We start from the raw sequence: 18,444 nt of genomic DNA, 5'->3' as shown, positions 1-18,444 counted from the left end.
CGCGGTCATTTTTATGAATATCGAACAAATTATCGCCTACATTATTCCTGCACTTATCTGGGTTCTCACCATTGCTATTACCATTCGTTTGGTCATGAAAAAGCAATCTGTCGCCGCCATGCTATCTTGGTTGATGGTGATTTATATCTTCCCTATTGTCGGCATTGTAGCCTATTTGATTTTCGGCGAAATTAATCTCGGGAAGCGCCGCGCAACACTATTCAACCAGCTCAAACCCCAATTTATGGCATGGTTCGACAAGCTATCGAAATGCGATAATTTGGTGAATACGAAAACCAATCTACTCTATCGTTCAATTTTCGACTTAGCCAAGCAACGTCTTGGCATTCCTTGTGTTTTAGGAAATGAACTGCATATTCTGGACACCCCGGAAAACATCATGCACAGCATCATTGAAGACATCAAATGCGCAGAAAAATCCATCAATATGGTGTTTTATATTTGGTCTCCCTATGGTTTGGTGAACGACGTCAAAGAAGCGCTTATCGCAGCCTGTCAACGTGGGGTAAAAGTACGCATTTTATTGGATTCCGTGGGCAGTCGTCCGTTTTTAAAAAGTGCGGATTGTCGCGAGATGCAAGCCCAAGGGATTGAAATTGTTGAAACCTTACATGTGAATTTATTCCGCATGTTTTTCAGTCGAATCGATTTACGTCAACATCGCAAAATTATTGTGATCGATAACCAAATTGCTTACACCGGCAGCATGAACATGGTGGATCCAAAGTTCTTCAAAAAAGACAGCAATGTAGGCGAATGGATTGATGTCATGGTGCGTATCAATGGCCCTGTGTCTGCCGTTCTCAACGGTTTGCATGCGTGGGACTGGGAAATTGAAACAGGACAATCCGTACCATTACATATTCCTGATTGCCCGTTATTGCCTTTAGAACAAAACAATTCTCACGCAGTGCAAATTCTTGCCACCGGCCCGAGTTTTCCGGATGATTTAATGGCGCAATCTCTCGCTATCGCAATTTTTTCTGCACGGAAAAGCATTGTCATCACCTCTCCTTACTTTGTGCCAAGCCATAATATTGCCGAAGCATTACGCACAGCCGCCCTACGAGGTGTGGATGTCTCTATCATTCTGCCAAAAAAAAATGATTCGATGATGGTACATTGGGCAAGCCGTACATTTTTTGACGATTTACTCGCCGCCGGTGTAAAAATTTATCATTTCAATAAAGGGTTACTGCACACTAAGAGCATGCTGATTGATAATAAATTGGCGTTGGTCGGCACTGTAAACATGGATATGCGCAGCTTTTTATTGAATTTTGAAGTGACCATGGTGGTGGAAGATGCGGCATTCGCGAACGAAATTTCCCTGTTGCATGAAAGCTACATCAAAAACGCCGAACTGCTGAACTACGACGAATGGGCAAATCGTTCCGTTTATCAACGCATTATCGAAAAACTGTTTTTCCTTTTCAGCCCGCTCTTATAAAAAAGTGCGGTCGTTTTTTTCTGCGTTTTTATCTCAACAAGATTTAACAGGATAATTCATGAATAAACATCTCACGTTCTACTTAGTCCGCCACGGACGTACTCTTTGGAACGAGCAAGGACTATTACAAGGATTCGGCAACTCCGACTTAACGGAGCTTGGTGTTAAAGGCGCCAAACAAACCGGAGCAGCACTGCAGCACATTCCTTTTGTTGCCGCCTATTCCAGCTGTTTACAACGTACTATCGACACAGCACAACATATTTTAGACGAGCGCGATGTGCCACTTTTTCAACATAAAGGGTTAAACGAGCAATATTTCGGGTCTTGGGAAGGTTTACCGGTGGAGAAATTGCGTTCTTTAGATGAGTTTAACCAAATGCTCAAAGATGCCGCAAACTACAAAGCGCAAAGCAATGGTGGAGAAACCTTTGAACAACTTGCCAAACGGGCAATGAAAGCACTTCAAGACATTATTCAAGTACATGAACAAGGCAATATTTTGATTGTTTCACACGGACACACATTGCGTTTATTGCTTGCTTTACTTGCCGGAACAAGCTGGCAAGAACATCGTCATGAAGGCAAGAGCCAATCTTTGTTAAATTGTGCGATTAACATCGTGCACTATAAACAAAGCAATGGGACCGACGGAAAATTTACCATTGAAAGCATAAATGAAGCGGGACATTTACGTTAAAAGAAAGCGCCAAGGGTTGTTCCTCGGCACTTTTGTTTTTTTGATGAAGCTAACGTCTTTAGGTTTGGATTAATGTCAGAAACTCGCCCACGGTATGAAAAGATCCAAACACCAGCACGGTATCATTTTCATTGGCCATTTCCACCGCACTTTTCACACCTTCTGCGACGGAATCGGCATAGCTACCTTGTGCATTCAAATGCTGTTGAGTTGCAATCTGTTGCAACGTCACAAACAAATCTTTACCCTGTTGACCGCGATAACCGCCTAATGTGACACAACGCCATTCGTCAACCAGCGGAAGTAACGGTGTCAATACACCAGCCGCATCTTTATCTTTTAAAATCCCACAAACCGCGATCAGTTTTCCTTGTGATTGGGCTTTAAGTGCGGTCAGTTTTTCTGCTAAATAACGTGCTGCGTGCGGATTGTGCCCCACATCAACAATCATACGCGGTAGGGCTTCCACTTCACGCTCAACCATTTTCGCCAAATGCGTTAAGCTTTCCGGCTTCATGGTTTGAAAACGCCCGGTGAGTTCCACCTCAAGCAAGGATTTTTTCACGGTTTCAAGAGAAATCTCAAACGGCAATTTTTGTACTGCCGCAAGCGCAGTTGCCGCATTGGCTAACGGAATGTGGCAAAGCGGTAAATCCGCGAGCAAATTCCACCGCACTTTTTCATCTTCACGCGTGGTTTGCCATGTCCAACTTTGTTCCTGCTGGCAAAAATTCCAATCAAGGTGACGACAAAATAATTGGCTACCTAATATTTCGGCATGCATCAACATGGTTTGCGGAATATTGGGTTCGCCAATAATCGCCGGTTTATTAGCACGGAAAATTCCCGCTTTTTCAAAACCGATTTCCTCGCGCGTAGAACCGAGGAAATCCGTGTGATCAATATCAATGCTGGTAATCACCGCCATGTCATTGTCCACGATATTCGTGGCATCCAAGCGACCACCCAGCCCCACTTCTAAAATCACTACATCCAATCTTGCCTGTTTAAACAAATGTAACGCAGACAGCGTGCTGAATTCAAAATATGTTAATGATTGCGTTTTGTTTTGCTCAATATACGCAAAAGACGCCGTGTGCTGTGCATCATCCAACTCTTGATTCTGAATGCGAACACGTTCGTTATAACGTAACAAATGCGGTGAAGAATACACGCCGACACGATAGCCCGCATTCAATAAAATGGTTTCTAACAAACGGCAAGTGGTACCTTTGCCATTTGTACCACCTACGGTAATCACGAAAGGTGCCGGCGTGAGCAAATCCAATTCCTGTGCAACAGATTTGATGCGTTCCAGCCCTAAATCAATCGCTTTAAAATGACTGTTTTCCAAATAAGAAAGCCACTCGTTGAGTGGCGAAGTGGCTTTTAACATTGTGTTCATATTTATTCTTCTGTGATTAATTCGCTTTCCACAAAAGGAGATGGCTTATTCATCAATTTGCTGACCAAACTCGCCAAGGTATTACGCATATCTGCACGTTTTACGATCATGTCGATTGCGCCTTTTTCCAATAAAAATTCACTGCGTTGGAAACCTTCCGGCAATTTTTCACGCACGGTTTGTTCAATAACACGTGGACCGGCAAAACCGATTAATGCTTTTGGTTCGGCAATGTTGATATCGCCCAACATTGCGAAACTGGCAGAAACACCACCTAGCGTTGGATCCGTTAATACGGAAATGAATGGCACGCCTTTTTCACGCATTTTAGCCAACACGGCGCTGGTTTTTGCCATTTGCATGAGGGAAAACAAGGCTTCCTGCATACGTGCGCCACCACTGGCGGAGAAACAGACAAACGGGCAATTTTCTTCCATGGCTTTTTCTGCGGCTTTGACAAATTTCGCCCCCACCACAGATCCCATGGAACCGCCCATGAAGCTAAAGTTAGAGGCTGCCGCCACGATCGGCATATTGTATAACGTACCGTAAAATGCAATTAAGGCATCTTTTTCGCCGGTATCTTTCTGAGCGGCGGTAATACGATCTTTATATTTCTTCAAGTCTTTGAATTTCAAGATATCTTTCGGTTCTAACTCTGCCGCTAATTCTTGTACGCTGTCTTGATCCAATAAGCCCAATAAACGCTCGCGCGCATCAATACGCATATGGTGTCCGCATTTTGGGCAAACTTCCAAATGACGTTTTAATTCTTCACGATATAGCACCTGTTCGCATGAGGTACATTTTGTCCACACGCCTTCAGGCACATTGGCTTTGCGGGAAGAAGACGAGGTATTTTTACTAAAAATTCTATCAATCCAGCTCATATTTAACCTTTTTCTCTTGATTAACAAAAAATTACGCGCTATTAGACCATAATTTTGAAAAATTTTATAGCAATTTATACTGATCTGATTAGTCATCAAGTGCGGTCATTTTTTCAGGTATTTTTATCTGATAAAAACGTTAGAAAAACTGGCCGCACTTTGCTACGCTAGCGCAAAAACTCACATAGGAACATGTATGAAACCGTTATTATTGGCTCTCTCTTGTGGCGTATTCTTTAATCTTGCCGAGGGGCATCAAGCAACTTCAATGGGCAATTTAAAACCGGCAATTCTCCCTAATGCACAAGAATATGTGCTTCACAGCCAATTTACGAAAAAAGATTATCGTATTCAGGTGATGCCTGTTGGAGAAGTAAAGCATATCGGCTATTCCGTTCTCTACGTGTTGGACGGCGATGCCCTTTTCCCCGCGGCTGCCAGCATGGCACAAAACATGATGGCGCGCTCACAAGAAACCAATGCCGTACCATTTTTAATCGTCGGCATCGGCTACCCGAATACTCAACTTCTTAATCCGGCAGAACGCGCGCAAGATTATACGCCGCCATCAGAAAGTTACGATGATACCGGCGATAAAACCAATAAAAAATTTGGCGGTGCAGAAAATTTTTATCGCTTTATTCAGGAAGAACTCTCACCAGATTTGCATCACCGTTTTTCAATTAACACGGCTCAACAAAACATTTTCGGGCATTCTTATGGTGGTCTATTTAGTTTATATAGTTTGTTTAATCACCCAAATGGATTCCGCAACTATCTTATCGCCAGCCCTTCAGTATGGTGGAATCAGCAACGGATTTTGCAAGATTTACCTGCATTTCCCGAACACCTACAAAAAATAAAAGAGAAAATTGGCGTGCGTTTCACCGTTGGAGAATATGAACAAAAATTGGCGCCTTATATGAAACAAGATACCGAACGACAAAAGCAGTTAGATCAGCGCGCCATGGTGACGCAAGTCAAAAATGTAGCGGAAAAACTGAATGGGCTGCCTAATGATAAGCTAGCGGTTGTGAGTAAAATTTATCCTGAAGAAACCCATATGACCAGTGTCATGCCGGCTTTATTAGATGGTTTGAAATGGCTTTTTTCTCGCTGTAAAACACAACAAAATTGTGAACATTAACCCAAAGTGCGGTGTCTTTTTCAGTTGTTTTTTTAGAAGAGATTATTCACCGGAAATACCCTAAATTCGCCCTAACAATAGCGATAAAAATCAAGTACAATACGGCAATTCTATTTTGCTGCAAAAAAGGATAAGACCATGGCGCGTAAACCGGCTGAGAAAAATGAACCGGATTTTGAAAATACCTTAAAACAACTGGAAGAAATCGTCTCCCGTTTGGAAAATAACAATCTTTCTCTTGAAGAGGCATTAAAAGATTTTGAACAAGGCATCAAGCTGGCTCAGTTAGGGCAAGAACGCTTACAGCAAGCGGAACAGCACATCCAAATTTTGTTACAAAAAAACGAAAGTGCCAAACTTAGCGATTATCAAGCGGAAGAATAACGGGGCGGTAATGTATCAGTTCTCAGAAGATTTACAGCACGTTCAGCAGCGAATTAATCACTTTTTAGCAGAGCAATTTGCCCACCTTGATAGCGCGCCCGCGCCTTTAGCTGACGCCATGAAATATGGCTTATTGTTGGGTGGAAAACGCATTCGCCCCTTTTTAGTTTATGCCACCGGCAGAATGCTCGGCGCCGATTTAGCGCAGCTTGATTATGCGGCAGCCGCCATTGAAGCCATTCATGCTTATTCATTGATTCATGATGATTTGCCTGCCATGGACGACGACGAATTACGTCGTGGCCACAAAACTTGTCACATTGCGTTTGACGAAGCCACCGCAATTTTAGCCGGTGATGCGTTGCAAGCCTTTGCCTTTGAGATTTTAACGGATATTCCAACGCTATCGGCGGAACAAAAACTGGCACTCATTAAAACCTTAAGTGCCGCCTCCGGTGTCAAGGGCATGTGTTTGGGACAAAGTCTGGATTTAATATCAGAACACAAAGTCATCAGCCTGCAAGAATTAGAACACATCCATTTAAATAAAACCGGTGCCTTGCTCACTGCAGCGCTCATGATGGGCTTTATTTGCTCGCCTCATTTTGCAGAGAAGGCTTTAGCACAACAGTTGGAACGCTACGCCACGGCAATTGGCCTCGCCTTCCAAGTGCAAGATGATATTTTAGACATTGAAGGCGATAGCGAAACCATCGGCAAAACAGTCGGCTCCGATTTAACAGCAGATAAAAGCACGTATCCGAAATTATTGGGGCTGGAAGGTGCCAAACAAAAAGCCCAAGAGCTTTACGAAATGGCATTAGCCGAACTCAAAGATTTACCTTTTGATACCACCGCACTTTATGCGTTGGCGGAATTTATCATTAAACGAAAAAACTAATGCGCCCCCAAAGCGCGGTGGAAATTAGCGCTGTTTTTAGCGTTGTGATATATAAATTTTAACGTTGGAATTGATTAACCCTTATGCAAAACTACCCCCTTTTATCATTGATTAATTCGCCTGAAGATTTACGCTTGTTAAACAAAGAACAACTCCCTCAAGTGTGTCGAGAGCTACGCGAATATTTGCTAGAATCGGTGAGTCAAAGTAGCGGACATTTAGCTTCCGGTTTAGGCACAGTGGAACTGACCGTTGCGCTGCATTATGTCTTTAAAACGCCTTTCGATCAGTTAATTTGGGATGTGGGTCATCAAGCCTATCCTCATAAAATCTTAACCGGTCGTCGTGACCAAATGTCCACCATTCGCCAAAAAGGCGGGTTACATCCCTTCCCTTGGCGTGGTGAAAGCGAATTTGATGTGTTAAGCGTAGGGCACTCCTCTACATCGATCAGCGCAGGGTTAGGCATTGCCATTGCCGCAGAACGAGAAAATGCCGGAAGACAAACGGTTTGTGTCATCGGTGACGGCGCCATTACGGCAGGTATGGCATTTGAGGCATTAAATCATGCCGGCGCGTTGCACACCAATATGTTGGTGATTTTAAATGATAACGAAATGTCTATTTCGGAAAATGTCGGCGCATTAAACAACCATCTTGCCCGAATTTTCTCCGGTTCGTTCTACTCTACCGTGCGTGACGGTAGCAAAAAAATTCTCGATAAAGTGCCGACGGTGAAAAACTTTATGAAAAAAACCGAAGAACACATGAAAGGCGTGATGTTCTCACCGGAAAGTACCTTATTTGAAGAGTTGGGTTTCAACTATATTGGCCCTATCGACGGGCACAATATTGATGAATTAATCGCGACATTGAGCAATATGCGCGATCTAAAAGGCCCTCAATTACTTCACATAAAAACCAAGAAAGGCAAAGGCTATACACCGGCAGAAAACGATCCTATCGGTTTCCATGGCGTCCCAAAATTCGACCATTTAAGCGGTCAGTTACCTAAATCTAATGCCACCCCAACCTATTCCAAAATTTTCGGCGATTGGTTGTGTGAAATGGCAGAACGAGATCCAAAACTTATCGGGATCACCCCGGCAATGCGCGAAGGTTCCGGCATGGTGGAATTTTCTCAACGTTTCCCTCAACAGTATTTTGATGTGGCGATTGCTGAACAACACGCAGTGACATTTGCAGCCGGTTTGGCGATTGGTGGATACAAGCCTGTGGTTGCTATTTATTCAACTTTCTTGCAACGTGCTTATGACCAACTCATTCATGATGTCGCCATTCAAGATCTGCCGGTTCTCTTCGCCATTGACCGTGCAGGCATTGTCGGCGCAGATGGACAAACTCACCAAGGTGCATTCGATATCAGTTTCATGCGCTGTATTCCAAACCTTATCATCATGACGCCAAGCAATGAAAATGAATGCCGCCAAATGCTTTATACCGGCTATCATTACGGTAAGCCTGCTGCCGTGCGTTATCCACGCGGAAATGCCATGGGTGTCACCTTAGAACCTTTACAACCATTGGAATTGGGTAAATCAAAGCATATTCGTGAAGGTAAAAAAGTAGCCATTTTAAATTTTGGTACGCTTTTACCAAATGCCTTGATTGCCGCGGAAAAACTGGATGCAACCGTGATTGATATGCGTTTTGTAAAACCGTTGGATGTCACCCGTATTAACGAGATTGCCAACAGCCATGAACTCCTTGTGACATTAGAAGAAAATGCGATTCAAGGCGGCGCAGGAAGTGCGGTGGCGGAAGTATTGAATCAGCATCAACACCAGGTGAAATTATTGCAATTAGGTTTACCGGATTTCTTTATCCCTCAAGGATCGCAAGCAGAAACGCTGACTGATTTAAAATTAGATGCCGCTGGGATTGAACAACAAATCGTGGATTTTCTTGCTGAGAAATAATCCTACAGCCATAAAAAACGACAGGTGATTCAGCATCTGTCGTTTTTCTTTTTGCGATTCATCTCATTTTCTAAAAAATAAAATAAATTTTTCTTTTTTATTTGAACTATTTTAAAGATACCTAGTCTTAACAATTGCTAGTGCACTGCAAATGCAGTTGTCTTTTAAAGTTTTCTTATATTTAAGACCTCCCCGCTATTCAGAAATTGGATAGCGGTTTTTTCTTTTTTGGAAAAAGGAAAAAGTGCGGTCTATTTTAGGTGAGTTTTAAAAGAGTGAATTAAAATCTGATTCTATTTCTATTACGCCGAAAACAATAAAATCTAAAAAATACGCATAAAAAAGGACGCCCTAAAGCGTCCTAATTTTTTACCTAAACTTTAACGAATTAAAGTGCAGATTTTGCTTTTTCAACTAATGCAGCAAATGCCACTTTGTCGAATACTGCGATATCAGCAAGGATCTTACGGTCGATTTCAACAGACGCTTTTTTCAAACCATTGATGAATTTGCTGTAAGATAAACCATTTTGACGAGCCGCTGCGTTGATACGTGCAATCCATAATTGACGGAATTGACGTTTACGTTGACGGCGGTCACGATATGCGTATTGACCAGCTTTGATCACCGCTTGGAAAGCAACGCGATACACGCGTGAACGTGCACCATAATAACCTTTAGCAGCCTTAAGAACTTTCTTATGGCGTGCTCTTGCAATAACACCACGTTTTACACGAGCCATTATTTAATCTCCTATGTAATATTTTTAACTAAAATGAACTGACGTACGTTTGTGCTTATGCGTATGGCAAGCACGCTACTACTAATACTAAGTCGGACTTAGCAACCATGGATTTATGGCGTAGGTGACGTTTACGTTTTGTTGTTTTCTTAGTCAAAATATGACGTAAGTGAGATTGTTTACGCTTGAAACCACCAGAAGCAGTTTTTTTGAAACGCTTAGCAGCACCGCGTACTGTTTTAATTTTAGGCATTGTTAAATAACTCCGCATTTTTTAAGTTTAAACAACATAACCAGGCGAATCGTTTTAAGGCGATTACTTGTAGGCACTGATTATTTCCAACCAAGGCAATCAAATTGCCCTTTTCAAACGTCATTAGGCTGCGTAGTGTGCCCAATGTACCGTTGTATCTTCACCGAAGTGAAAATTCCGTTATCCAGATGAAATCTGAACAAAAAATTATTTTTTCTTAGGTGCCAACACCATAACTGCTTGGCGACCTTCTAATTTCCCCGGCGCAGATTCAACCACAGAAATATCGGCTAAATCATTTTTCACACGCTCCAATACATCAAAACCGATGTCTTGGTGAGCCATTTCACGACCGCGGAAACGTACAGTAATCTTGGCTTTATCGCCATCTTCCAAAAAGCGGATTAGGCTACGTAACTTAACTTGGTAGTCACCTTCATCTGTGCCCGGACGGAATTTAATTTCCTTCACTTGCACCACTTTTTGTTTTTTCTTCTGCTCTTTAGCTGTTTTGCTCTTTTCGTAGAGGAATTTACCGTAGTTCATAATACGACACACAGGTGGTTCCGCATTTGGACTGATTTCTACAAGATCTAAAGCTGCGGCTTCCGCCATTTCTAATGCTTGTTGAATCGCAACAACCCCAACTTGCTCCCCGTCCTGATCAATCAAGCGGACTTCTTTTACTCTAATTTCGTCATTAATACGATTCGGGCGATTTACTGCAGGTGCTTTTTTTACGGTTTTAATAATGATATTCCTCTATTAATTAAGTCAAAAAACTATTGTTCTTGTTGCCAAGAACAGAAGTTAGATTCATATTTAATTGCTCTAATAATGAGCAAAAACGGGGCGTATTCTACAGAATTTTACCTTGTTAAGCAATAGTCGAATGCTGAGGAAAATTGATTTTAAAACCTTTTACGACAATCAATTACCTACTCCGAAAAAGCATAACAAGATTTGTCCAAGTCGTATAAAATATCACCTACCTAACGATTGGCGCTTTTGCCGTTTTACTTTTATTTTTTAATTCAGGAATCAGGAGCTATTTATGAACGAGCACAAAAAAGAATATTCTTTTACCGAACAGAAAGTGCGTTGGGTTAAAAAACACACACCCAAGCTACTTTCTTTCAGTATCACTCGCCCAAAGGACTTTGATTTTATTGCCGGTCAGTTTGCCAAATTAGGGTTTATGCAAGGAGATGAATACATTTCCCGTGCCTACTCCATGATTTCTGCCGAAAATACGGATCATCTGGATTTTTACGCCATCCTCATTGAAGACGGCATCATGTCAGGGCATTTTAACCAAATGCAAGCAGGCGACAGCTTATTATTAGAGAAAAAACCTATCGGGTTCTTTACCGTTAGCCGTATTCCTCAGGGGAAAGAACTTGTTTTACTCGCCACCGGTTCAGGCATTGCGCCGTTTTTGTCAATGTTAGAAAACGAAACATTATGGCAAAAAGCCGATAAAGTCGTCTTAGTGCATTCCGTTTCTTATGTAGATGATTTGGTATTTGAACAGTATTTAGCCGACTTAAAAGACCACGCTATTGTGGGAAAATATGCCAACAAATTCATCTATCAACCGGTCATTACCCGAGAGAAAATTGCCGGCGCATTAAACCAAAGAATTCCGCAATTATTAGAAAACAGCGAACTAGAAAACGCGTTAAATATCACCTTTACTAAAGCCGATACCCGTTTCTTAATTTGTGGCAACCCGAATATGGTAAAAGAAAGTTACGAGAAATTAAAAGCCAAAGGCTTCGCACTTCATCGGGTACATAAAGACGGTGAAATTATGATGGAAAACGCCTTTTAAGCGTTAAAAGTGCGGTCGTTTTTTATTGCAAATTCTGTCTCTTATCTTCTTTATAAAAGAGGACTGGTTATATTCTGTCCTCTTTTATTAAATTCCTTGAGTTACTACTCTTCACCCAACAATTTCAAGTCACGATTTCTCACTTGTTTTTTCAGAATCTCTAAGAATTCTTCCACCGTGAATGTGCCGAGATCTTGACCTTTACGGGTACGCACTGCCACTTTGCCGGCTTCGATTTCCTTATCACCACAAACCAGCATATAAGGCACGCGGCGTAAAGTATGTTCGCGGATTTTGAAACCGACTTTTTCGTTACGTAAATCGGTTTTCACGCGTAAACCTGCATCAGATAACTGTTTCGCAACCTGTTGTACATACTCAGATTGAGAATCGGTGATGTTCATCACAACCGCTTGCGTTGGCGCCAACCATGCCGGGAAGAAACCTGCATATTCTTCGGTGATGATACCGATGAAACGTTCAATCGAACCTAAAATCGCACGGTGAATCATAACCGGTGTACGGCGATCGTTGTCTTCCGCCACATAAGACGCATTTAAACGACCCGGTAGTGCAAAGTCTAATTGGATAGTACCGCACTGCCATTCACGATCTAAACAGTCGCGTAAAGCAAACTCAATTTTCGGGCCGTAGAACGCGCCTTCGCCTTCTTGAATTTCATATTCAAGGCCATTGTGTTTCAACGCGTTGGCTAAACCTTCCTCCGCGCGATCCCACATCTCATCGGCACCGATACGTTTTTCCGGACGGGTTGAAAGTTTAACGAAGATATTAGTAAAGCCAAAGGTGCTGTAAATATCGTAAACCATGCGGATACAGCTCGTCACTTCGCTTTCAATTTGATCTTCAGTACAGAAAATATGGGCATCGTCTTGGGTGAAACCGCGTACACGCATTAAACCGTGTAAGGAACCGGAAGGCTCATTACGGTGGCAAGAACCGAATTCCGCCATACGGATTGGTAAATCACGATAAGATTTCAAACCTTGGTTAAAGATTTGAACGTGTCCTGGGCAGTTCATCGGTTTGATAGCGTATTCGCGGTTTTCCGATTGTGTGGTAAACATCAAATCGCCGTAGTTTTGCCAGTGACCGGTTTTTTCCCACAATACGCGATCCATCATGAACGGGCCTTTTACTTCTTGATAATCGTATTGTTTTAATTTGGTACGTACGAAGGTTTCCAATTCGCGGAAAATCGTCCAACCGTCGTTGTGCCAGAACACCATGCCCGGTGCTTCTTCTTGCATGTGATATAAATCTAACGCTTTACCGATTTTACGGTGGTCACGTTTTGCTGCTTCTTCCAAGCGTTGCAAATAGGCATCCAGTTGTTTTTTATCTGCCCACGCCGTGCCGTAAATACGTTGCAACATTTTATTTTTGCTGTCACCGCGCCAGTAGGCACCGGCAATTTTTTGTAATTTGAAATGATGGCAAAAACGCATATTCGGCACATGCGGGCCACGACACATATCAATATATTCTTGATGATGATAAAGCGCAGGCGTTGCAGTACGTTCGATGTTTTCATCTAGGATCGCCATTTTGTACGGCTCGCCACGTTTTTCAAACGTATCTCTTGCTTCTTGCCAACTGACCGGCGTTTTAATCACATCGTAATTGGTTTTGGCCAATTCCAACATGCGTTTTTCAAGGGCATCAATATCTTCTTGGGTTAAAGAGCGGTCTAAATCCACGTCATAATAGAAACCGTTGTCAATCGTCGGGCCGATGGCCATTTTGACATCCGGGAATAATTGTTTAATCGCATGACCGAGTAAATGTGCTGTGGAGTGACGAATAATTTCTAAACCATCTTCGTCTTTGGCAGTAATAATTTCTAATGTGCTATCTTCGGTAATCAGATCACAGGCATCTTTACGTTCGCCGTTGACACGACCGGCAATGGTCGCTTTGGCAAGGCCTGCGCCAATATTTTGCGCAACTTCTAATACAGTAACAGGTTTATCGAATTGACGTTGTGAACCGTCAGGTAAAGTAATAACTGGCATAATGCATCCTTATACAGTGGTCACCCATACGCAAGGTGGCTTGTTTCATTTAGTTAAAAAACGTTTTAAAAAAGCACCGCACTTTTATCATCCTTACAAACGGACAAGCCAAGTGCGGCGCGCAATTCTAGCATATTTTAGGATGACAACCAAATGCCTAAATTTTGACTTGAGTCACAGTAATTTTTTCTTAATCTTTTACACTAGAAACATGATTAACTGAAAAGAAGGAACAGAGTATGTGGAAGTCGATTTCTCAAGTTTTAGCTGATCAATTCGGGGCGTATTATTCCATCAAAAATAAAACCAAAATTCACACCGGCGAAATGCATGAATCTTGGATCATTGATGACGGCATTCAGCCTGTCTTTGTAAAAATGAATGAAAAGTCCTACCGCTCCATGTTCCGTGCCGAAGCGGATCAGTTAATCATGCTGGCAAAAACCAATACCGTTCGTGTGCCGGAAGTCTATGGCGTCGGTTGTTCGCAAAATCATAGTTTTCTGTTGTTAGAAGGATTAGCAATGCAGCCTAATACGCCACAAAATATGGCGGAATTTGGTAACCAATTGGCTCGGCTACACCAATATCAAGGTTCGGAAAATTACGGTTTATCTTTTGATACCTGGCTCGGGCCGCAATATCAACCGAATGAATGGGGTTCTCGTTGGGCAACATTCTTCAGTGAACAACGCATTGGTTGGCAATTACAGCTCTGTGCGGAAAAGAATCTGTATTTCGGTGATAAAGAAGAAATCATAAAAGCCGTAGCAACCTTGTTAGCCAAACATCAACCTAAACCATCGCTCTTACACGGCAACTTATGGATTGAAAACTGTGCGAATATTGATGGGCATACCGTGACTTATGATCCGGCATGCTATTGGGGCGATCGGGAATGTGATTTGGCCTTTACCGAATTATTCGAGCCGTTCCCACATGAATTCTATGAAAATTACCACCGCACTTTCCCGTTAGATGAAGGTTATCAAGAGCGGAAAATCATTTATCAGCTTTATCATCTGCTTAATTTCAGTAGCCGTTTCCATGGCAACTATGTGGCACTTGCCAATAAGCTTGTACATGATGTGTTACAACGTTACGAAAATCGCTAAAGGCGACACAAAAAAAGAAAGGGCTCTATGCCCTTTCTTATTGTTTGTATGACACAACCTTACATCAGCGTTCTCTCATTTTTCTTCAGCCAACGCAACGCGATATTATCAACACTCTCCTCTGCTTGCTTTCCTACTTTCTGTAGCAACGATTTTTTCACCACATATTTCACGCCAATAAGTTGTTTTTCTTTCATCGCTTGTAGCAATAAATCATCGCTGGTCATAATCTCATCCACGAGATTCAAATTTAATGCCTGTTGACCAAACCAGTGCTCACCGGTTGCCACTTGCTCTACATCCAAGTGCGGTCGATTTTGCGAAACAAATTGTTTGAATAATTGGTGGGTTTCTTCTAACTCTTGTTGGAATTTTTGTTTTCCTTTTTCGGTATTTTCACCCAACATGGTCACGGTACGTTTGTATTCACCTGCTGTCATTACATCCACGTCTACATCATGTTTTTTCAATAAACGATGAATGTTTGGAATCTGAGCAACGACCCCAATAGAGCCAATAATCGCAAAAGGCGCGGATACAATTTTATCGGCAACGCAGGCCATCATATAACCACCGCTTGCTGCCACTTTATCCACAGCAACCGTCAACTTGATATTATGCTGTTTCAAACGCATTAATTGCGATGCGGCTAACCCATAACCATGAACCACACCGCCGGGGCTTTCCAAGCACAGTAACACTTCATCATTTGGCTTCGCCACCTGAACAATGGCGCTGATTTCTTCCCGCAATGCCGCTGTTTCTGAAGCAGAAATATCGCCTTTAAAATGTAATACATAAAGGCTTGGTTTACGTTCGGATTCCGTATCTTCACCTTTTTTACGTTGTGCTTTTAAGGCTTTTGCTTTCGCCTTTTCTGCCTTTTTCTCTGCTTTTTCCGCTTCTTTTAATTCATCTTCGCTGAGGTGAAAGTTGCTCAATATTTTGCTGTTTTCCTCAAATTCTTTTGATAAATCGGTAATCACCAATTCACCGTGTAAATGCGCTTTTTTTTGTTTCATAGCAATGATCATGGCAACCACTGCCGCAACCACCAATAACAAGGTGATCACTTCTAAAATAAACACGCCATAACCGACAAAAATATCAGACCACATAATAATTGTTCCTTAGTAAGAATAAATAAGGTCGAGGATTATAAAGTATCGCTTATCTCAATGCCACCTTCGCGGCCAGCTGAAAAATAAAGGATTATTAACCCAACATTAATAATGCTTTTCAAAAAGTCCTATTTATCTTTCTTAAATACCCGTTAAAATGACCGCACTTTTCACTTAATGATTTCAAAAAGGAAATAACATGAACAATGTTCTTGTCTTAAAATCCAGCATTCTGACAGACAATTCACAAACCAACCAATTATCCGATTATTTCGTCAGCAAACTTGCCGGCAAAAATGTGGTTATCCGTGATCTTGCGGTATTATGTAGCAGTTGCACAAAGACCTAACCGATTGAAAATACTAAAATCTCCATTGAAAGTTTAACTCAATGGAGATTTTTATTATGGCGGAATCCCACCTTATTTCTCAATTTAGCAAATTAATTGAAAGCAGCTATAAAGAAAAAGCAATTCTTGAACATCAGCTTACTCAGTTAGAACAACAGAAATCAGATTTAGAAGATAAAATACTCTGTTTTGAGAATACTTTGATGTACCTCGAACCCAATTTCGATTTAAGGCAAATCAAAACACAATTTAATGCGTCAAGGCTAATAAAACCTCGTTTGTTTAAACAAAATCTTCAATTGTTGGTCGCAAGGGTATTAAAGCAAAGTGAACGTTGGAAAACATTATACTCGATTGCAAATGAGGCTTTGGCATTAGATAGTGGCAAAGATTATTTTTCACCTAAAAGAGAGCATGAATTAGCCGTTGCTCGCGTATTGAAAGAACTGTATAAGAAAGGAATTATTGAACGGAGAGAAGTTGAATTACATAAACGGACAATAAAGCGAGGATTTTTCAGACGTTCTGAATGGCGATTAAAACCTCTTGAGTAAAAATGGATAAGTAGCGGTAGAAATACCGCTATTTTTGTTTTAGTCGCCATTTGACATCAGTCACGCCTCTTTCTAGTCGTTCTACGACACCTTTTGTCAGCCAATGTTTTAACGCACCACGCACCGAAACCGTATGCTTCGGACGAACGATAGGGTTTTGTCTGTCTTTTATTAAGACAATCTCAGTAATTTCATTGACCGTGAAATAATGGTCGGGTTGGGCTTTGAGTACCGCTAAGACCATTGGTCTTAATTTTCCACGGAATCTATGTTTGTAGGTTCGATATGAATAAACCTCTGTATCATATTCATCGGTTAAAGCTTCACCTTCCATCACTTCAAGGGCATCGTTGAGCTTTTGGATTTTTCTTTCGACTAATTCGAGATGCTCTAGCACCTGTGTTCGTTCACGTTGCAAGCGATCGATTTTTGCCTGAATTTGGCTAAAGTAGATTTTATTTCCCATTACATTATTAACCTTTCTGCTTGTCTATGATTACCCTGCCAATAGCCTTGCCAGTCTGTTGTATTGTCGGTAGCAAGACATTGCTCAAGCGTGCTGTTAAATAGGCTTAAATTATCCACGCGGCGATTATCTTCTCGATAAGCACATTCGTTGGCATAGTTATCAAGATACTTATTGCTGATTTTATGATGTGTGCCAATAATCATACGCTTAAAGCGACTGAAATAGCTTTCTGCAAGGTTGTTTGTTATACCTTCATCGCTACGGTATTCTTTTTGATGGTTCACACGGCGTAAATCGTAGTGAATCATCAATTCGTCATAAGCTGAATTTTCGTCTGCATGAATACGACTGCCTGCCTTGATATAGCTTGTTGCCAGTTTATTCACGACTTGGCTATTTTCCGATAAAATCGGAAAGGTTAAAGTTTTCTTTGCGCCCACTAAATACGGGTTTTCTACGGTTTCTTCTTCGGTATAACGGCTTCGCATCACCAAAATTGACCGTTTATTAGGATTGGCATTTTCTTTCAACCGTCTGTCCACGCGTTCACTTTTCTTATTTTTAGGACGTGAAGCAGAATGAACATAAGTGCCGTCAATATGGATTTCACCTGAAAGCGGAAATAACTGTTTCTGAATTTGTAAACTTTCACGGATTTTGTGAGCAAGCGTAAAAGCTGTTTTGTACTGAACATTCAAATCACGCGAGAGTTGGCAAGCAGACAAGCCTTTAGCGGCATTAACAAATAAGGCTATCGCGTAAAGGTAGGTCTGAATAGATAACTTACGGTCGGCAAAAATCGTGCCTGATGTGACGCTAAAGGTATGATGACAATGTTTACACCGCCATTGATGGCGACTGGCAATGCGATAAGCAATATGTTGTACGCTACATTTCGGACATACCACATTCTCCTCACTCCCCCAACGAATTTGGCATAGCAATGTCCGCGCTTCGCTATCAGATAGCTGTGCCATCTTGACAGGCGAAAACTTGCGTGACTTACATGAAAGGGAAAAATGTTGAGGCATATATTGAGATCACACCTTACTTAAACTAAAATATGAAACATCATTCATATTGTTTGTGTACAATATATCACATTCATTCACTTTTTACAATAGGAATATGAA

The 18,444-nt window shown here is 41.7% G+C and carries 18 protein-coding genes and 1 pseudogene; 10 read left to right on the top strand and 9 right to left on the bottom strand.

Going from position 1 to position 18,444, the window contains the following annotated elements:
* Positions 1–13 precede the first annotated feature (13 nt).
* Both cls and DQN58_RS06810 read left to right on the top strand, forming a co-directional pair.
* Positions 14–1,471: a cardiolipin synthase gene (cls, locus tag DQN58_RS06815; RefSeq protein ID WP_006718092.1), complete on the top strand. Its 1,458-nt coding sequence runs from the start codon at positions 14–16 to the stop codon at positions 1,469–1,471.
* 58 nt (positions 1,472–1,529) lie between these two features.
* Positions 1,530–2,171: a histidine phosphatase family protein gene (locus DQN58_RS06810; protein WP_109103747.1), complete on the top strand. Its 642-nt coding sequence runs from the start codon at positions 1,530–1,532 to the stop codon at positions 2,169–2,171.
* 58 nt (positions 2,172–2,229) lie between these two features.
* Here the strand turns inward: DQN58_RS06810 and folC are convergent, their stop codons facing one another.
* Together folC and accD are read right to left on the bottom strand one after the other, a co-directional pair.
* Complete coding sequence (gene folC, locus DQN58_RS06805) at positions 2,230–3,576, bottom strand: bifunctional tetrahydrofolate synthase/dihydrofolate synthase (RefSeq protein ID WP_006718090.1); 1,347 nt, start codon at positions 3,574–3,576, stop codon at positions 2,230–2,232.
* Positions 3,577–3,578: 2 nt separating this feature from the next.
* Positions 3,579–4,466, bottom strand: a complete 888-nt coding sequence (gene accD, locus DQN58_RS06800; RefSeq protein ID WP_032997856.1) for an acetyl-CoA carboxylase, carboxyltransferase subunit beta — start codon at positions 4,464–4,466, stop codon at positions 3,579–3,581.
* Positions 4,467–4,662: 196 nt separating this feature from the next.
* Here accD and DQN58_RS06795 point away from each other — a divergent pair, with 196 nt between their 5' ends.
* From DQN58_RS06795 to dxs, 4 genes are all read left to right on the top strand, one after another.
* Positions 4,663–5,613, top strand: a complete 951-nt coding sequence (locus DQN58_RS06795) for an alpha/beta hydrolase (protein ID WP_006718088.1) — start codon at positions 4,663–4,665, stop codon at positions 5,611–5,613.
* A gap of 138 nt (positions 5,614–5,751) precedes the next feature.
* On the top strand, positions 5,752–5,997 hold the full coding sequence (gene xseB, locus DQN58_RS06790) for an exodeoxyribonuclease VII small subunit (RefSeq protein WP_006718087.1): 246 nt from the start codon (positions 5,752–5,754) through the stop codon (positions 5,995–5,997).
* A gap of 10 nt (positions 5,998–6,007) precedes the next feature.
* Positions 6,008–6,898: a (2E,6E)-farnesyl diphosphate synthase gene (gene ispA, locus DQN58_RS06785; protein ID WP_006718086.1), complete on the top strand. Its 891-nt coding sequence runs from the start codon at positions 6,008–6,010 to the stop codon at positions 6,896–6,898.
* An 83-nt stretch (positions 6,899–6,981) separates the two neighbouring features.
* On the top strand, positions 6,982–8,838 hold the full coding sequence (gene dxs, locus DQN58_RS06780) for a 1-deoxy-D-xylulose-5-phosphate synthase (RefSeq protein WP_006718085.1): 1,857 nt from the start codon (positions 6,982–6,984) through the stop codon (positions 8,836–8,838).
* A gap of 388 nt (positions 8,839–9,226) precedes the next feature.
* Here the strand turns inward: dxs and rplT are convergent, their stop codons facing one another.
* The 3 genes from rplT to infC form a co-directional block, all read right to left on the bottom strand.
* A complete protein-coding gene (gene rplT, locus DQN58_RS06775) occupies positions 9,227–9,580 on the bottom strand; it encodes a 50S ribosomal protein L20 (protein WP_005596075.1) in 354 nt (117 codons plus the stop codon).
* A gap of 55 nt (positions 9,581–9,635) precedes the next feature.
* Positions 9,636–9,833 (bottom strand): 50S ribosomal protein L35, encoded by a 198-nt coding sequence (gene rpmI / locus DQN58_RS06770; protein WP_005542274.1) that lies wholly within the window; start codon positions 9,831–9,833, stop codon positions 9,636–9,638.
* A 207-nt stretch (positions 9,834–10,040) separates the two neighbouring features.
* A complete protein-coding gene (gene infC, locus DQN58_RS06765; RefSeq protein ID WP_442542257.1) occupies positions 10,041–10,538 on the bottom strand; it encodes a translation initiation factor IF-3 in 498 nt (165 codons plus the stop codon).
* 349 nt (positions 10,539–10,887) lie between these two features.
* Here infC and DQN58_RS06760 point away from each other — a divergent pair, with 349 nt between their 5' ends.
* Entirely contained in the window at positions 10,888–11,667 is a 780-nt protein-coding gene (locus DQN58_RS06760) for a ferredoxin--NADP reductase (protein WP_006718016.1), read from the top strand.
* A gap of 104 nt (positions 11,668–11,771) precedes the next feature.
* Here DQN58_RS06760 and thrS read toward each other — a convergent pair whose 3' ends face one another.
* Positions 11,772–13,703, bottom strand: coding sequence for a threonine--tRNA ligase (thrS, locus tag DQN58_RS06755; RefSeq protein WP_006718014.1), 1,932 nt, complete (start codon positions 13,701–13,703; stop codon positions 11,772–11,774).
* Positions 13,704–13,942: 239 nt separating this feature from the next.
* Between thrS and DQN58_RS06745 the strand changes: the two genes are divergently transcribed.
* Positions 13,943–14,818 carry a fructosamine kinase family protein gene (locus DQN58_RS06745; RefSeq protein WP_006718012.1) on the top strand — a complete coding sequence of 292 codons (876 nt, stop codon included), beginning with the start codon at positions 13,943–13,945 and terminating at the stop codon, positions 14,816–14,818.
* Between the two features lie 59 nt (positions 14,819–14,877).
* Here DQN58_RS06745 and sohB read toward each other — a convergent pair whose 3' ends face one another.
* Positions 14,878–15,936 carry a protease SohB gene (sohB, locus tag DQN58_RS06740; RefSeq protein WP_006718010.1) on the bottom strand — a complete coding sequence of 353 codons (1,059 nt, stop codon included), beginning with the start codon at positions 15,934–15,936 and terminating at the stop codon, positions 14,878–14,880.
* A 202-nt stretch (positions 15,937–16,138) separates the two neighbouring features.
* Between sohB and DQN58_RS06735 the strand changes: the two are divergent.
* A pseudogene (locus DQN58_RS06735) lies at positions 16,139–16,261 on the top strand (FMN-dependent NADH-azoreductase); the annotation flags it as partial.
* Positions 16,262–16,344: 83 nt separating this feature from the next.
* A complete protein-coding gene (locus DQN58_RS06730) occupies positions 16,345–16,842 on the top strand; it encodes a hypothetical protein (RefSeq protein WP_032997855.1) in 498 nt (165 codons plus the stop codon).
* 28 nt (positions 16,843–16,870) lie between these two features.
* On the opposite strand, the gene DQN58_RS06725 is transcribed toward DQN58_RS06730, so the two are convergent.
* Both DQN58_RS06725 and DQN58_RS06720 read right to left on the bottom strand, forming a co-directional pair.
* Positions 16,871–17,308: a hypothetical protein gene (locus DQN58_RS06725; RefSeq protein ID WP_006718004.1), complete on the bottom strand. Its 438-nt coding sequence runs from the start codon at positions 17,306–17,308 to the stop codon at positions 16,871–16,873.
* Entirely contained in the window at positions 17,308–18,342 is a 1,035-nt protein-coding gene (locus tag DQN58_RS06720) for an IS1595 family transposase (RefSeq protein ID WP_032997854.1), read from the bottom strand. The genes DQN58_RS06725 and DQN58_RS06720 overlap by 1 nt, the downstream gene beginning before the upstream one ends.
* Positions 18,343–18,444 lie beyond the last annotated feature (102 nt).

It is taken from the genome of Aggregatibacter segnis ATCC 33393 (assembly GCF_900476035.1).
Taxonomy (GTDB): domain Bacteria; phylum Pseudomonadota; class Gammaproteobacteria; order Enterobacterales; family Pasteurellaceae; genus Aggregatibacter; species Aggregatibacter segnis.
Note: the sequence above shows the minus strand (reverse complement) of the source record. Positions and strands in the feature narration are given on the sequence as shown.

Excerpts from the sequence above, each read along its gene's own strand:
- rpmI (WP_005542274.1), bottom strand. The coding sequence starts at position 9,833 with ATGCCTAAAATTAAAACAGTACGCGGTGCTGCTAAGCGTTTCAAAAAA.
- ispA (WP_006718086.1), top strand. The coding sequence starts at position 6,008 with ATGTATCAGTTCTCAGAAGATTTACAGCACGTTCAGCAGCGAATTAAT.
- xseB (WP_006718087.1), top strand. The coding sequence starts at position 5,752 with ATGGCGCGTAAACCGGCTGAGAAAAATGAACCGGATTTTGAAAATACC.
- accD (WP_032997856.1), bottom strand. The coding sequence starts at position 4,466 with ATGAGCTGGATTGATAGAATTTTTAGTAAAAATACCTCGTCTTCTTCC.
- DQN58_RS06760 (WP_006718016.1), top strand. The coding sequence starts at position 10,888 with ATGAACGAGCACAAAAAAGAATATTCTTTTACCGAACAGAAAGTGCGT.
- DQN58_RS06795 (WP_006718088.1), top strand. The coding sequence starts at position 4,663 with ATGAAACCGTTATTATTGGCTCTCTCTTGTGGCGTATTCTTTAATCTT.
- cls (WP_006718092.1), top strand. The coding sequence starts at position 14 with ATGAATATCGAACAAATTATCGCCTACATTATTCCTGCACTTATCTGG.
- DQN58_RS06745 (WP_006718012.1), top strand. The coding sequence starts at position 13,943 with ATGTGGAAGTCGATTTCTCAAGTTTTAGCTGATCAATTCGGGGCGTAT.
- sohB (WP_006718010.1), bottom strand. The coding sequence starts at position 15,936 with ATGTGGTCTGATATTTTTGTCGGTTATGGCGTGTTTATTTTAGAAGTG.
- DQN58_RS06810 (WP_109103747.1), top strand. The coding sequence starts at position 1,530 with ATGAATAAACATCTCACGTTCTACTTAGTCCGCCACGGACGTACTCTT.
- rplT (WP_005596075.1), bottom strand. The coding sequence starts at position 9,580 with ATGGCTCGTGTAAAACGTGGTGTTATTGCAAGAGCACGCCATAAGAAA.
- dxs (WP_006718085.1), top strand. The coding sequence starts at position 6,982 with ATGCAAAACTACCCCCTTTTATCATTGATTAATTCGCCTGAAGATTTA.
- folC (WP_006718090.1), bottom strand. The coding sequence starts at position 3,576 with ATGAACACAATGTTAAAAGCCACTTCGCCACTCAACGAGTGGCTTTCT.
- DQN58_RS06725 (WP_006718004.1), bottom strand. The coding sequence starts at position 17,308 with ATGGGAAATAAAATCTACTTTAGCCAAATTCAGGCAAAAATCGATCGC.
- DQN58_RS06720 (WP_032997854.1), bottom strand. The coding sequence starts at position 18,342 with ATGCCTCAACATTTTTCCCTTTCATGTAAGTCACGCAAGTTTTCGCCT.
- DQN58_RS06730 (WP_032997855.1), top strand. The coding sequence starts at position 16,345 with ATGGCGGAATCCCACCTTATTTCTCAATTTAGCAAATTAATTGAAAGC.
- thrS (WP_006718014.1), bottom strand. The coding sequence starts at position 13,703 with ATGCCAGTTATTACTTTACCTGACGGTTCACAACGTCAATTCGATAAA.